Raw genomic sequence first — 14569 nt, 5'->3', positions numbered from 1 at the left:
TAATGGTGTTAAAGCAAGTAAGTAAAGTAAACGTAAGAGAAAATATGGCAATAAGAGCTGAGCGTGAAATTGTAAGCGGTTCCTATGTTAATCTAGGAATTGGTATGCCAACAATGGTTGCCAATTATATTCAAGCCGACAAAAAGGTTGTTCTCCAATCGGAAAATGGTCTGCTTGGCATTGGCAGATCTCCTTATGCAAATGAGGTTGATCCAGATTTAATTAATGCCGGAAAAGAGACTGTGACCGCCATAACAGGAGCTTCATATTTCAGTAGTGCGGAGTCGTTCGCTATGATACGTGGTGAACATCTGGATCTAGCAATTTTAGGTGGGATGGAGGTTTCTGAATCGGGCGATTTAGCAAATTGGATGATCCCAGGAAAAATGATTAAAGGAATGGGGGGAGCAATGGATATTGTACATGGTGCCAAAAAAATAGTTATCATTATGGACCATGTAACGAAGGACGGACACCCCAAAATAGTAAAAGCGTGTCAATTACCGTTAACTGGAAAACAGGTCGTTGATCGAATCATTACGGATCGAGCAGTAATTGATGTAACGAGCAGTGGTCTGATTCTTCAAGAAATTGCTAGGGGATGGACAGTTGAAAAAGTAATTGCGTCTACTGGAGCTGAACTTAGCGTAAGTAACCAATTAGTAGAAGCAGCATTTTAACAAAAATGAACAGGAGGAACTATTGATGGTCGAAAATAAGGTTGTTTTTATAACTGGTGCAGCAAGTGGCATTGGCTATGAAATTGGTGTTGAATTTTTGAAAAATAAAGCTTTCGTAGTTTTTACGGATATAAATGAAGAAAAAGTTCAACAATCAGTAAATCATTGGCAAGAAAAAGGCTATAACTGTTTAGGAATTCAATGTGATGTTACAAATGAGGAGCAACTAAAAGAGGCTATCGATCAAACAGTAGATCACTATGGAAAACTAGATGTACTTATTAATAATGCTGGATTACAGCATGTGGCTTCCATTGAGGAATTCCCAACGGAGAAATTCGAGTTTATGACAAAGGTCATGTTAGTCGCTCCGTTTACTGCAACAAAGTATGCTTTCCCAATCATGAAAAAGCAGGGTAGTGGACGTATTATTAACATGTCTTCGATAAACGGAGTAATCGGTTTTGCTGGAAAGGCTGCGTATAATAGCTCTAAACATGGGTTGATTGGTTTAACAAAGGTAGCTGCCTTAGAGGGTGCAGCGGATGGAATCACCGTAAATGCAGTTTGTCCTGGTTATGTGGATACACCATTAGTTCGTAATCAAATGGAAGGTTTAGCAAAAAATCGTAATGTTTCTCTAGAAAAAGTACTAGAGGAGGTTATTTATCCATTGGTTCCTCAGAAACGATTATTATCTGTCCAGGAAATTGCTGACTATACCGTTTTTCTTGCTAGCGATAAAGCAAAAGGTGTAACAGGTCAGGCAATCATTATAGATGGCGGCTATACAGCTCAATAATGGGTAAGGAGTGAAAAATAGATGGAGAATGTATATATTTTAGAAGGAGCACGGACCCCATTTGGTACATTTGGGGGAGGGTTGAAGGATGTAGATCCTACAGAACTTGGCGTAATTGTAAGTAAAGAAGCTATTCAGCGAAGTCAGATTGATGCGAAACAGATTGATTTTACAGTTATGGGAAATGTGATTCATTCTGCAAAGAATGCCCCTTACTTATCAAGGCATATTGCATTAGATACGGGAGTACCTATTGAAAGTCCTTCATTAACGGTGAATCGACTATGTGGATCTGGTCTCCAGGCTGTCATTAATGCGGCGCAGTCTATTCAATTAAAAGAAGGACAGGTGGCATTAGCTGGTGGCGTGGAAAATATGAGCTTAGCCCCTCATGCACTAAGAGGAAGTAGGTTTGGTACAAAATTAGGAACGCCGAAGATGGATGACATGTTGTGGTCCGCATTGACCGATGAGTACATTGGAGCTGGTATGGGCGTGACGGCTGAAAATTTGGCGGAGAAATATCACATTTCTCGAAGTGAACAAGATGAGTACGCCTATCAAAGTCATCAACGGGCGAGTAAAGCTAGACGTGATGGTAAATTTAGTGAAGAAATTGTAGGGGTAGAAGTGAAGTCTAAGAAGGGTTCCCTATGGATCGAATCAGATGAACATATCCGAGAAGATACAACAATCGAACGTTTGTCAACGTTAAAGACTTCATTTAAAAATGAGGGTACTGTTACCGGTGGGAATGCAAGTGGTATAAATGATGGTGCTGCTGCAGTCATTTTAGCTGGAGAGCAGTTCATTAACGAACAGCAACTTAAACCAATTGCTAGGATTATGTCATGGGGGGTGGCTGGAGTTGATCCATCTATCATGGGAATTGGTCCAGTACCTGCGATGAAAAAGGCTTTAGATAATGCAAACATGAGTCTACAAGATATCGATTTAATTGAAGTGAATGAAGCTTTTGCATCACAGTATCTTGCTGTAGAGAAGGAAATGGGATTGGATCGTGCTAAAGTAAATGTTAACGGCGGTGCAATTGCTTTAGGACATCCAATTGGCGCGAGTGGTACGAGGGTTTTATATACACTTATTAAAGAGTTGAAGCGTAGAGGGCAAACATATGGCATGGCTTCATTATGTATTGGTGGTGGCCAAGGGATAGCCATGATCGTTGAAGTAATCTAATATCAAAATGATATGGGGGGATTTTTCATGATTGGAATCATACTGGGGCTGATTGTATTAATGGTGCTTGCCTATTTAGGCTGGTCTATTATTTGGGTAGCTCCAATAGCTGCTGGGGTTGTGGCACTAACTGGAGGACTCGACTTGCTAGATGCCTATAAAGATACATATATGGGGGGATTCGTATCTTTTGCTAAGCAGTGGTTTCCGGTATTTATGTTAGGAGCTATCTTTGGGAAGTTAATGGAAGATACAGGAATGGCTAAATCTGTTGCAGTAGCTTTAACAAAGATTATTGGTACGAAGCGAGCAATATTGGGGGTATTAGTATCGTCGGCAGTTCTAACATATGGTGGAGTAAGCTTATTTGTTGTTGTATTTGCTGTATATCCATTAGCATTAACGCTATTTCGGGAAGCGAATATTAGTAGAAGGTTAATCCCAGCGACGGTTGCTTTAGGAGCTTTTACTTTTACCATGACTGCACTGCCGGGTACGCCTCAGATACAGAATTTAATTCCGATGGAATACTTTCATACAAGTGCAGTCGCTGCACCAATAATGGGAATTATTGCAGCTATTGTTATGGGCGGTGGTGGTTATTTTTATCTGAGCTGGCGAGAAAAGAAATTAACTGCTAACGGTGAAACGTTTTCAGAACCGACAGAACAAAATGTTGAAGATAGAGAGGAATCGACACCAAATTTCCTGTTATCGTTACTTCCATTATTAACGGTATTGCTTACCTTGAATTTATTGAAATGGGATATCGTCATCGCGTTGATATCCGGCATTATCTTAATACTATTGCTTAATGTTCATAAAACGAAGTATTTCATAAAAGCCATCAATAGTGGAGCGGTCGGATCGGTTACAGCTATTATTAATACAAGCGCAGCAGTAGGCTTTGGAACGGTGGTTAAGGTGGTTCCTGGTTTTGAAAAGCTTACTGAAATACTAATGGGTATTAAAGGAAATCCACTAATATCTGAAGCAGTTGCAGTAAATATATTAGCAGGAGCCACAGGTTCCGCTTCAGGTGGAATGGGAATTGCCTTAGAGGCATTAGGCTCAAAATACTATGATATAGCCATGAATACAGGAATATCACCAGAGGCATTTCATCGTATTGCGTCACTTTCATCAGGTGGCCTCGATGCATTACCGCATAATGGTGCAGTATTAACATTGTTAACTATAACTGGAATGTCTCATAAAGATAGCTATAAAGATATTTTCGTAGTGGCAGTTCTTATACCAGTTATATCTGTTATCATAGCTATTATCCTAGCTTCAATTGGATTAATCTAGAAATGGAGCGAGTACGGTTATTCGAAATACTGTACTTGCTCTACTTATTTTCTACTTTCTTTAATTTAATTAGAGGTGCTTGTACTACTCTCTTTTTATATAAAAAAGCAATGCCATTTAAAATACATGCAGGTATCTTCTTAGGAGTGTACTTTTTAAAATACATGGTGGAGAGGGCTAATTTAATGTCATCCCATTGAGAGTCATATGTAGTTTGTCGAAAACGGGCTACGTCAATTAATTTAATCGTTCCCTCTGACGTTAGCATAATATTCCGTAAGTGAATATCAGAAGGATTTAAACCTAATCGTTTAACGGAATGTAAGGCTTCGTCCACCTTTTTAATATTCAATTCCGTAAGTGGAATTCCTTTCAGTAAACAGTCATATAATGTGTATCCGCTAATATAATCGATTAATAGATAGTTATTACCAGCTTCATATAAAGAAGGGAAAAAATTGTTCCCTTCCAATAAAGCATATATTTTGGCCTCTTCTAACGCAATATGTTCAAACACAGGAGGAAATATTTTGAGGGCCATTGAGGTGGATTTAATCTTAAAAACCACAGCACTTCTTCCAATTCCGATGATTTCTAATGAAGGATCTTTCTTAGCAATTATAAACTGTGGTTTGGCAGATATAATTTCTACACTATCGACTAACTCAATAACAGATTGCACATGTACCGCTCCTCCCTATATCTATTCTTATTATAATTATAAAGAAAAAGAACGATTATTTCTGCTTTTAAGACTCATTCAGTTTTCTGTCTGTTCTCTAAGCGCGAGTTGATATGGGAGGAGTACTTGTGCTTTTATTATAAATATTGATAAAATTATTGCTACTGACTAAATGAAAGAGGTGTAGGTATGAAATTAGTCAATTACTGCATAAAGGGAAAAGAAGAATCGCGAATTGGCTGTGTATTAGATAACTACGTATTGGATGTACAGAATGCATATCGGCAATTGCTAAGTTCACATGAAAAGAAAGGTATAATAGCGAATTTAGAAAAATATCTTCCTAGTGATGCATCTCATTTTTTCGCAATCGGTTCATCAGCAATTGAGCGAGCATATGAAGCAGTTCAATACAATCTTGAAAAAGAAGAAGGAGAAAACAGAATCCCTCTAGATGATGTCAGATTAAAAACACCTATTGAAAAACCCAGTAAGATCATCTGTGTAGGCAAAAACTACGCGAATCATGTAGAGGAAATGAAAGGTGAAATGCCCGAGTATCCAGTAATATTTGCAAAGTATAATAATGCTTTAATTGGACCAGAGGATGTAATCGAAAAACCTGCCTTTACAAGCGAGCTTGATTATGAGGTTGAACTTGCAGTTGTAATTGGGAAAAAGGCTTCTAAAGTTCTCAAGGATGACGCACTGAATTATGTTGCGGGTTATGCGATAGCTAATGATACAACAGCTCGAGATCTTCAGAAGCGAACACCCCAATGGTTACAAGGTAAGACATTAGATCGTAGCACACCAATCGGACCATGGATCGTAACAACGGAAGAATTAAAAGATCCATCTAATCTATCAATTCGTTCATTTGTAAATGGGGAAGAACGCCAATCTGCAAACACTAATCAGCTAATTTTTGATGTTCCATTTTTAATACAATTTATTTCGAGATTAATAACCTTATACCCAGGAGATATTATTATGACAGGTACACCGGATGGCGTTGGGTTTGCTAGGGAACCAGCACAATTTTTACATGATGGTGATGTAGTAAAAGTAGAAATTGAAGCTATTGGCCAGATGGAAAATAAGATAAGGGAATAAGTTATAGCAATTATTGGAGAAAGTCCAAGTTCGTCTGTATCTATCTACTTCAGACGATTGGGGCTTTTTTGTTTTTACTACTACTGACTCGAATACAAATAGAATAAAACAATGTAAATGTTTCTATTTCAAAAGCGCTCATTTCTATAAAAATATCGAATATTCTAAATTAACTTATTATTATTTTTGCATCAAATTCGTTGTTTATATTCTCTTTTTATAATCCGTGTGAAGGAAAGTGGTGTGAAATTACCTAAATATCCAGATATTTAATCAAAATTAACCTATTACTTTTAGCCTAATTTATAATAAATTTTTAAAATAGATTGAATATTTATTAAAGTTAGTATACTATTTGAGTATTGAAAAATAGGGTTATGTTTTATCCCGCATATAACTGGCAGTAAGCCCCCACTTCAAGCGATAAAGTGAAATGAATATGGATAAGTGTGTGGTCGACTGCCAGTAAATGTCCGATTGGTTCACCTAACCATCCGCGGGAGATAAACACACTCCCCCACGGATGGAAGTTTCGCTTTATCCCGCATATAACTGGCAGTAAGCCCCCCACTTCAAGCGATAAAGTGAAATGAATATGGATAAGTGTGTGGTCGACTGCCAGTAAATGTCCGATTGGTTCACCTAACCATCCGTGGGAGATAAACACACTCCCCCACGGATGGAAGTTTCACTTTATCCCGCATATAACTGGCAGTAAGCCCCCACTTCAAGCGATAAAGTGAACCCAATATAGGTAAGAGGGGATCAACTGCCAGTAAATGTCCGATTGGTTCACCTAACCATCCGTGGGGATAAACAAAACTCCCCACGGATGGAAGTTTCACTTTATCCCGCATATAACTGGCAGTAAGCCCCCCACTTCAAGCGATAAAGTGAAATGAATATGGATAAGTGTGTGGTCGACTGCCAGTAAATGTCCGATTGGTTCACCTAACCATCCGCGGGAGATAAACAAACTCCCCCACGGATGGAAGTTTCACTTTATAAATAATGAAAAATTGAGGGAGGAATGAGCATGAGTGTTGAAAGCGATTTCAAAAAAGAAGAATTTTCGAAAGGTAAGCCAGATTTCATTGCAGTATCTGAAAGTAAAGCATTTAAAAATTTAATTGCTAAACGGAAAAAGTTTATCCTACCGCTTACTGTTTTCTTTTTAGTTTTCTATTTTATGTTACCCATTTTAACTTCGTATTCTACAATTTTAAACACGCCGGTAATTGGCGATATCTCTTGGGCATGGATTTTTGCGTTTTGCCAATTTATTATGACTTGGGTTTTTTGTACCGTTTATGTTAAAAAATCAGCAAGCTTTGACCGCCAATCAGATGAAATCGTTGAAAATCAGCTAGGGGGTAGACATGAATGAATGCTACCGTAGTAACACTCTTCTTAATTATTGTCATAGCTACCTTGGTAATTACCTATTATGCAGCTAAAAAAACGCAAACAACCGGAGATTTTTATACTGCCGGTGGTGGATTAAAGGGGTGGCAAAATGGTCTTGCTATCGCAGGTGATTACCTATCAGCCGCTTCTTTTTTAGGCATAGCGGGAGCAATCGCGCTTTACGGATTTGATGGCTTCTTTTATAGTATTGGATTTTTAATAGCATATTTAGTTGTAATGTTCTTAGTAGCAGAGCCTCTTAGGAACTTAGGGAAATATACATTGGCAGACATGATTAATGCAAGATTTGATGCTAAAAAAGTAAGAGGAATTGCCGCGCTTAGCACGATTACTATTGTCATATTTTATATGATTGCCCAGCTTGTTGGTGCAGGAGCTTTAATTCAGCTATTATTTGATATAGATTATTGGATTGCAGTGCTAATAGTTGGAGTAATGATGACAATATATGTCTTATTTGGAGGCATGACGGCAACGAGCTGGGTGCAAATTATTAAGGCAGTATTATTAATGATTGGTACAGTGATTATTGCATTTATGGTATTGGCGAAGTTTAATTTTAATATTCTAGGCATGTTTAGCGAGATGAAAACGGTAACTAGTCATGGAGCAGATTACTTAAACCCAGGATTGAAGTATAACGTACCACTAGATACAATATCATTAATGTTAGCTTTAGTTCTCGGTACTGCAGGGCTGCCACATATTTTAATGCGGTTCTTTACAGTAAGAAATGCCAAAACAGCAAGAAGTTCTGTCGTAACAGCAACATGGGTCGTTGGTATATTTTATGTATTAACTATCTTTCTAGGATTTGGAGCAGCAGCATTTGTTGGGGAAGAGCTAATTACTGCGGCAAATCCTGCTGGTAATATGGCTGCTCCATTATTAGCAGAAGCACTTGGTGGAAATTTTCTAATGTCATTCGTTTCAGCGGTAGCGTTTGCAACCATACTTGCTGTTGTCGCTGGCCTTGTTTTGTCTGGAGCTTCCGCTTTTGCTCATGATATTTATGGACAAATTATAAAAAAAGGAAAAGCAACGGATAAGCAGCAGATGCTTGCAGCACGTTATGCTTCCTTAGGCGTTTCCGTATTCTCCATCATATTTGCCCTATTTGCACAAACAATGAATGTTGCATTCCTTGTATCGTTAGCATTTTGTGTTGCGGCAAGTGCCAATTTACCTGTGATCCTTTATACAATTTATTGGAAACGATTTAATACAGCAGGAGCAATTACGGCAATGTTATTCGGTCTCGTATCAGCGCTTGTTCTAGTTTCGATTAGTCCAAATGTATTTTCACCTATTGAAGGAGCAGCAATATTTGTTGGTGAACCTATTTTCCCATTAACCAATCCTGCATTGATTTCAGTACCATTAGGCTTTTTAGGCGGGTATATTGGAACTATGCTTTCTAAAGAAGTAGATTTAAACCATTATGCAGAAGTTCAAGTAAAAGCAAATACCGGGTATAGGGAATAGAAATGTAAATATGGCTGGCTCTCCATCGGAGTCAGCTTTTATTTAAATGAATGGCTTTTTTAGATAGTTTATCAGCATGGAAGTTTTGTTTCTCGGGAATCCATTTGATAAAAAAGAAAGAAAAGTGTGCTGCTTCCTCTTGTATTTTCTGTAGTAATGGCAAAAATTTTTGGTTTTTAGTGAATCCTTTCTCAATTACATCGACGACTAGCTTAGAATCAGATCGAAAGGAAAGAATCTCCTCTGGGAATTCTTTTCTGCATAATTCAAGTGCCTGAATTACAGCACAGAACTCTGCTTCGTGATTTGATAGTATACCTAATGGATACGCATAATGATAATTATTTTTCCCTTTTTTTATAAATATCCCCGCACCACTTGGACCAGGATCTCCATTTGCAGCACCATCTGTGTACACTTCGATCATTCTTGATTACTCCCTTACTTGTGAAATACATTTCAACTGTGTTTTTACTGTCAACTAATCGGAGCATATGCCGAGATCTTAGTGACAGTAGTAGGACTAACTAACAGCGATGGATAAACGAATCGCATTATTGAAGCTTCAGCATTATTATAGCATGCGTAGATAGTAGGGAGAAAACCTATCGTTATTTTTTAGCTAATAAACTAGCTGTAATAAAAAATTTATGGCAAAATAAATGATAGGGGAAGTATTGGGGGGATAGACATGAAATTACAACTTGTAAATGAGCAAGTGTTGCAATGGAAAATGAATCAGTCCCTAATGCAATCCATTCAGGTATTACAAATGTCTAGTATGGAACTGATGGAATATATAAGGGAAATAGAAAAAGAAAATCCAGTCATTGAAGAAATTAGGTATAATGATGAGCATGTTCAGTATCGTTCTTCTGATACCTCTGTTTCTATTGGAGAAATCAATTCATCGGAGTTGACCTTATATGATCAATTAAAACAGCAATTGTTTACGCTTTCTATTTCCGAGGAAATAAGACCTGTTGTCTTGTTTGGAATTGATTCATTAAATGAAAGCGGTTACTTAGATGTATCATTGGACATATGGGCAGCTAAGTGTAATACTACCATTGAAATAGTAGAAGAAGCTTTAAAGCATATACAATCCTTAGAACCAGCTGGTATAGGTGCTAGATCATTATCTGAATGTATTGAGTTACAACTAGCAGCACAGTCGTTCGTACCAGCCTTTTTGCAGGATCTCATACAAGAACACATAGAATGGCTGGCAGATGATAATATTCAGCGAATATCAGAACACTATGGAGTGTCTCATTCGTACGTTGAAGAAGTCATTGATCATATTAAAAATTGCCACCCTAAGCCAGGTCAGCTTCTTACAACGAAAAAAGCTGACTATATTATTCCAGAAGCTACTATTTTTAAAGAGGCTGGTAACTGGAAGATATCATTTTATTCGTGGAGCGTTCCAAAAATTACGATAAATACGGATTACCAAAATAGTACCTTTAAGGAAAAACAAACTGCTAACTATGTGAAAGAAAAATTAAATCAGCTAGAATCGTTAAAAAAGGCTATTGTCTATAGAAGTGATACGCTGGAGCGGGTAATCCAGGTGATTGTTGAAAAGCAACATATGTATTTTGAAAAAGGAGCATCTATGCTTAGGCCTCTGACTCTGAGAGAGATTGCAAGTGATTTAGATCTGCATGTTTCCACAATAAGTCGAACGGTAGCTAATAAATATGTTCAAACAACGAATGGGGTACTGCCACTAAACTTCTTTTTGCAATCAGGTATTAAACAAGCAAACGGTTCAAAAGCATCTGCCTTAGCAGTAAAGCAGATGATAGCTGAACTAATTAGCAATGAAGATAAGACAAATCCTTTATCGGATGAGAAGATAAAAAATAAGTTAGCACTTGATTATAATTTGCAAATCGCAAGAAGAACAGTGATGAAATATCGAGAACAATTAAATATTCCGGCATCACTCAAACGGAAGGAGAGATAGCATGCTGAACATCATTTTGTATACGAAAGATTCTTGTCCACTATGTGATGATGCTAAGTTCATGCTGGAAGTTTTACAGAGGGACTATCCATTTAAACTGGAAGAGCGAGATATTTACACGAATGATAAGTGGTTGGAGACATATCAACTGCTTATTCCGTGTGTGGTTATAGATGACATTTCTATTGATGCTGCTCAGCTTAATTTTGCAGTATTAAGTGAGGCTCTAGAAGCTAAGGTATGACATCGTTTATCATGCCACTATCGAATCGTTAAACCTAGTAACTATTATAAGATAGGTAAGCGGTTTACGAAGTAGCAAAAAAACGGTCATACAGAAAGTAGTAAAAGCTTTTTTAGATAAATATACTTTTTAGTTGTGTAATTTTACATCTTTGCTATAATAAAAATTGTAGGAAGGATTTATTTTTTTGGTGCTTCCGGGACGCGATATAACCATCCGGGACTTTTTATGTCCATATATAAAGGAGTCCTTTGATGAGAGAGCTGATTGACTTACAGAAAAAATTATTACCAGATGTTCTAGAAATTATGCAGCAACGCTATGCAATTCTGCGAAGTATTGACTTATTACAGCCAATTGGTAGAAGGGGGCTTGCTGACAACACCAACATGACAGAGAGAAGTGTTCGAGGAGAAATTGACTTACTGCAGCATCAAGATTTAATTCAAGTTACTGCAAAAGGAATGTATATCTCGGAAGAGGGAAAAGTAGTACTGGAGAGCTTAGCTTCATTTATGGGTGAAATCATGGGGTTACGCGTTTTAGAAGAGCAATTACAGGATACATTATCTATAAGTAATGTTATTGTTGTCCCGGGTAATAGTGATGCTTATGGATGGGTAAAACAAGAATTAGGAAAAGCCTGTATTGCCTTTTTGAAAACGATCGTTGGTGAGGATAGTACCATAGCTGTAACAGGTGGAACAACGATGGCAGCAGTAGCGAGTATGATGACACCACTAAATAAAGAAGGTACCTTATTTGTCCCTGCTCGTGGAGGAATTGGTGAAAAAGTTGAAAATCAAGCAAACACAATTGCTGCTGAGATGGCCCGAAAAGCCAACGGTGATTACCGACTACTATATGTCCCAGATCCACTGAGTGAATCAGCTTACCAGTCTATTATCCAGGAGCCATCGATAAATGAGACATTGGAACAAATAAAGAGTGCTACGATTGCATTACACGGTGTAGGAGACGCACTGACGATGGCGCACCGCAGAAAAACTTCTGAAACTGTTGTGAAAAAACTGAAGGAAAATCAAGCGATGAGTGAAGCTTTTGGCTATTATTTTGATAGCGAGGGCGATGTGGTTCATAAAGTGCGGACAGTGGGGATTCAATTAGAAGATCTAAAAAAAATCCCTTATGTCATAACCATCGCTGGTGGAGAGTCAAAGGCCCAGGCAATAGCATCCTTTTTTAAACAAGGAAAAAGTGACTTGCTAATAACCGATGAAGCGGCGGCAGAAGAGATTTTAAGGGGAACTACTTCCCTTTAAATATAATATTGTAAATAATTTTTTAGGAGGAATATACATGACAGTAAAAGTAGGAATTAACGGTTTTGGTAGAATTGGACGTAACGTATTTCGTCAATCTCTTAAGAATGATGAGGTTGAAGTGGTTGCAGTAAATGACTTAACAGATGCAAACATGCTTGCACATCTTTTAAAGTATGATTCCATTCATGGACATCTTGATGAAGAAGTTTCTGTTAATGGTTCTAACATTGTAGTAGGTGGAAAAGAAATTAAAGTATTATCAGAACGCGACCCTGCTGATTTAGGCTGGGGAGATCTTGGTGTAGAAGTTGTTATTGAATCTACTGGTCGCTTCACAAATGGTGAGGATGCTCAGAAACATATCGATGCAGGAGCGAAAAAAGTAATTATTTCTGCACCTGGTAAAAATGAAGATTTAACAATGGTAATGGGTGTAAATGACGATCAGTATGACCCAGCTAAACATAATATTATTTCTAATGCGTCTTGTACAACAAACTGCTTAGCACCATATGCAAAAGTATTACACGACAAATTTGGAATTAAGCGTGGACTAATGACAACAATCCATTCTTACACAAATGATCAACAAATTCTTGATTTACCGCATAAAGATTATCGTCGTGCAAGAGCGGCTGCTCAAAACATTATTCCTACTACTACTGGTGCAGCTAAGGCAGTTGGAAAAGTACTTCCTGAACTGAATGGTAAACTAAATGGTGGTGCAGTACGAGTACCAACTCCAGATGGTTCATTGGTTGATCTAGTTGCTGAACTTGACCAAAATGTTACAGCAGAAGACATAAATGCTGCACTAAAAGAAGCTGCTGAAGGCGAGTTAAAAGGAATTCTAGAATATAGCGAAGAACCGCTTGTATCATCGGATATTGTTGGTAACACTCATTCTTCTATTGTAGATGGTTTATCAACAATGGTACTAGAAGATAACATGGTTAAAGTAATTTCATGGTATGATAATGAAATGGGTTATTCTTCTCGTTGTGTGGACTTAGCTGCATTCTTGAAAAAACAAGGACTATAAGATAAATAAGCGGGGGAGGGACCAAATCCTCCTCCGTTTTCCATGTTTTTATTTGCATGACTAATGATCCCATATAAGGGAATCCCTAAATTGTAATGAGAACTACATATTCCTAAAATAGGGAGGCAGAAGAACATGAACAAAAAATCAATAACAGATCTTGAGCTAAAAGGAAAAAGAGTATTTTGCCGAGTTGATTTCAACGTTCCAATGAAAGATGGTAAAGTAACTGATGATACTAGAATCAGAGCAGCATTGCCAACTATTGAATATCTTTCTAATCAGGGAGCAATAACAATACTTGCCAGTCATCTAGGACGTCCTAAAGGTGAAGTTGTAGAGGAACTACGCTTAGATCCTGTTGCAGACCGATTAAGTGATTTAATCGGTAAAGAAATTGTGAAGACGGATGCTGTTTACGGAGATGAAGTAAACGAAGCTGTTTCACAAGTTAGCGATGGAGACATTGTTTTAATTGAAAATGTTCGTTTTGAAGCTGGCGAAGAAAAGAATGATGAGAATCTTGTACAAGCATTTGCAAGTATGGCTGACTACTATGTTAATGACGCATTTGGAGCTGCACATCGCGCTCATGCTTCAACAACAGGTATTGCTGAGAAGCTTCCTGCTGCTGCAGGTTTCTTAATGGAAAAAGAAATTGAAGTATTAGGGAAAGCATTGGATAATCCGGAACGACCATTTACGGCAATAATTGGTGGAGCTAAAGTAAAAGATAAAATAAATGTCATTGATAATTTACTTGATAAAGTAGATAATTTAATTATCGGCGGCGGTTTAGCTTATACCTTTATTAAAGCACAAGGGTACGAAATTGGTAACTCTTTGTTAGAGGAAGATAAGATCGAACTCGCTAAGGATTTTATGAAAAAAGCAGAGGATAAAGGTGTTAATTTTGTCCTTCCCGTTGATGTGATTGTAGCAGATGACTTTGCGGAAACGGCTAATACGAAAGAAATAGCAATTGATCAGATTCCTGCTGATTGGGAAGCGTTAGATATTGGACCGGCAACAAGTAAGAAATATGCACAAATCGTTGCTGATTCGAAACTAATCATCTGGAATGGACCAATGGGTGTGTTTGAAATGGAAGCATTTGCCAATGGCACAAAGGCAGTTGCAAATGCATTAGCAACGACAGAAGGATATACTGTAATTGGCGGTGGCGATTCTGCTGCTGCTGTTGAAAAATTTGATCTTAGTGAAAAAATGGATCATGTTTCAACTGGTGGTGGTGCATCCCTTGAATTTATGGAAGGAAAAGTGCTACCTGGTGTCGAAGCATTAAGTGATAAATAAT

General features: G+C 37.7%; 14 protein-coding genes. 12 read left to right on the top strand and 2 right to left on the bottom strand.

Translation table 11 applies throughout. The features are described from left to right. Nucleotides 1-2: 2 nt before the first annotated feature. The 4 genes from D9782_RS21005 to D9782_RS20990 are packed head-to-tail and all read left to right on the top strand — an operon-like array spanning nucleotide 3 to nucleotide 3993. Nucleotides 3-680 (top strand): 3-oxoacid CoA-transferase subunit B, encoded by a 678-nt coding sequence (locus D9782_RS21005; protein ID WP_034679183.1) that lies wholly within the window; start codon nucleotides 3-5, stop codon nucleotides 678-680. Nucleotides 681-705: 25 nt separating this feature from the next. Continuing rightward, nucleotides 706-1482: a 3-hydroxybutyrate dehydrogenase gene (locus D9782_RS21000; protein ID WP_121605653.1), complete on the top strand. Its 777-nt coding sequence runs from the start codon at nucleotides 706-708 to the stop codon at nucleotides 1480-1482. 21 nt (nucleotides 1483-1503) lie between these two features. Then, nucleotides 1504-2682, top strand: coding sequence for a thiolase family protein (locus tag D9782_RS20995; protein WP_026681645.1), 1179 nt, complete (start codon nucleotides 1504-1506; stop codon nucleotides 2680-2682). A 27-nt stretch (nucleotides 2683-2709) separates the two neighbouring features. After that, a complete protein-coding gene (locus D9782_RS20990) occupies nucleotides 2710-3993 on the top strand; it encodes a GntP family permease (protein WP_121605652.1) in 1284 nt (427 codons plus the stop codon). A 40-nt stretch (nucleotides 3994-4033) separates the two neighbouring features. Here the strand turns inward: D9782_RS20990 and D9782_RS20985 are convergent, their stop codons facing one another. Continuing rightward, nucleotides 4034-4675, bottom strand: coding sequence for a protein kinase family protein (locus D9782_RS20985; RefSeq protein WP_121605651.1), 642 nt, complete (start codon nucleotides 4673-4675; stop codon nucleotides 4034-4036). Between the two features lie 189 nt (nucleotides 4676-4864). On the opposite strand from D9782_RS20985, the gene D9782_RS20980 reads away from it, so the two are divergent. The 3 genes from D9782_RS20980 to D9782_RS20965 all read left to right on the top strand — a co-directional run bounded on the left by D9782_RS20980 (nucleotide 4865) and on the right by D9782_RS20965 (nucleotide 8704). Then, nucleotides 4865-5791 (top strand): fumarylacetoacetate hydrolase family protein, encoded by a 927-nt coding sequence (locus D9782_RS20980; protein WP_121605650.1) that lies wholly within the window; start codon nucleotides 4865-4867, stop codon nucleotides 5789-5791. 1030 nt (nucleotides 5792-6821) lie between these two features. Further along, nucleotides 6822-7178 (top strand): DUF485 domain-containing protein, encoded by a 357-nt coding sequence (locus D9782_RS20970; RefSeq protein WP_026681640.1) that lies wholly within the window; start codon nucleotides 6822-6824, stop codon nucleotides 7176-7178. Next, nucleotides 7175-8704, top strand: a complete 1530-nt coding sequence (locus tag D9782_RS20965) for a solute symporter family protein (RefSeq protein ID WP_026681639.1) — start codon at nucleotides 7175-7177, stop codon at nucleotides 8702-8704. The genes D9782_RS20970 and D9782_RS20965 overlap by 4 nt, the downstream gene beginning before the upstream one ends. Before the next feature lie 31 nt (nucleotides 8705-8735). Here the strand turns inward: D9782_RS20965 and D9782_RS20960 are convergent, their stop codons facing one another. Then, nucleotides 8736-9131 (bottom strand): ribonuclease HI family protein, encoded by a 396-nt coding sequence (locus tag D9782_RS20960; RefSeq protein ID WP_121605648.1) that lies wholly within the window; start codon nucleotides 9129-9131, stop codon nucleotides 8736-8738. Between the two features lie 264 nt (nucleotides 9132-9395). Between D9782_RS20960 and rpoN the strand changes: the two genes are divergently transcribed. The 5 genes from rpoN to pgk all read left to right on the top strand — a co-directional run bounded on the left by rpoN (nucleotide 9396) and on the right by pgk (nucleotide 14568). Beyond that, nucleotides 9396-10679 carry an RNA polymerase factor sigma-54 gene (rpoN, locus tag D9782_RS20955; RefSeq protein ID WP_121605647.1) on the top strand — a complete coding sequence of 428 codons (1284 nt, stop codon included), beginning with the start codon at nucleotides 9396-9398 and terminating at the stop codon, nucleotides 10677-10679. 1 nt (nucleotide 10680) lies between these two features. Continuing rightward, nucleotides 10681-10923, top strand: a complete 243-nt coding sequence (locus D9782_RS20950) for a glutaredoxin family protein (protein ID WP_080668693.1) — start codon at nucleotides 10681-10683, stop codon at nucleotides 10921-10923. 254 nt (nucleotides 10924-11177) lie between these two features. Next, the gene (locus D9782_RS20945; protein WP_121605646.1) at nucleotides 11178-12206 is read left to right on the top strand and encodes a sugar-binding transcriptional regulator; all 1029 of its coding nucleotides are present in this window, start codon (nucleotides 11178-11180) and stop codon (nucleotides 12204-12206) included. Between the two features lie 37 nt (nucleotides 12207-12243). Next, nucleotides 12244-13251 (top strand): type I glyceraldehyde-3-phosphate dehydrogenase, encoded by a 1008-nt coding sequence (gene gap / locus D9782_RS20940; RefSeq protein ID WP_121605645.1) that lies wholly within the window; start codon nucleotides 12244-12246, stop codon nucleotides 13249-13251. 135 nt (nucleotides 13252-13386) lie between these two features. After that, nucleotides 13387-14568 (top strand): phosphoglycerate kinase, encoded by a 1182-nt coding sequence (gene pgk, locus D9782_RS20935; RefSeq protein WP_121605644.1) that lies wholly within the window; start codon nucleotides 13387-13389, stop codon nucleotides 14566-14568. Nucleotide 14569 lies beyond the last annotated feature (1 nt).

This window comes from Virgibacillus sp. Bac332, assembly GCF_003667785.1.
In the GTDB taxonomy this organism is placed as follows: Bacteria; Bacillota; Bacilli; order Bacillales; family Amphibacillaceae; genus Virgibacillus; species Virgibacillus salarius.
Note: the sequence above shows the minus strand (reverse complement) of the source record. Positions and strands in the feature narration are given on the sequence as shown.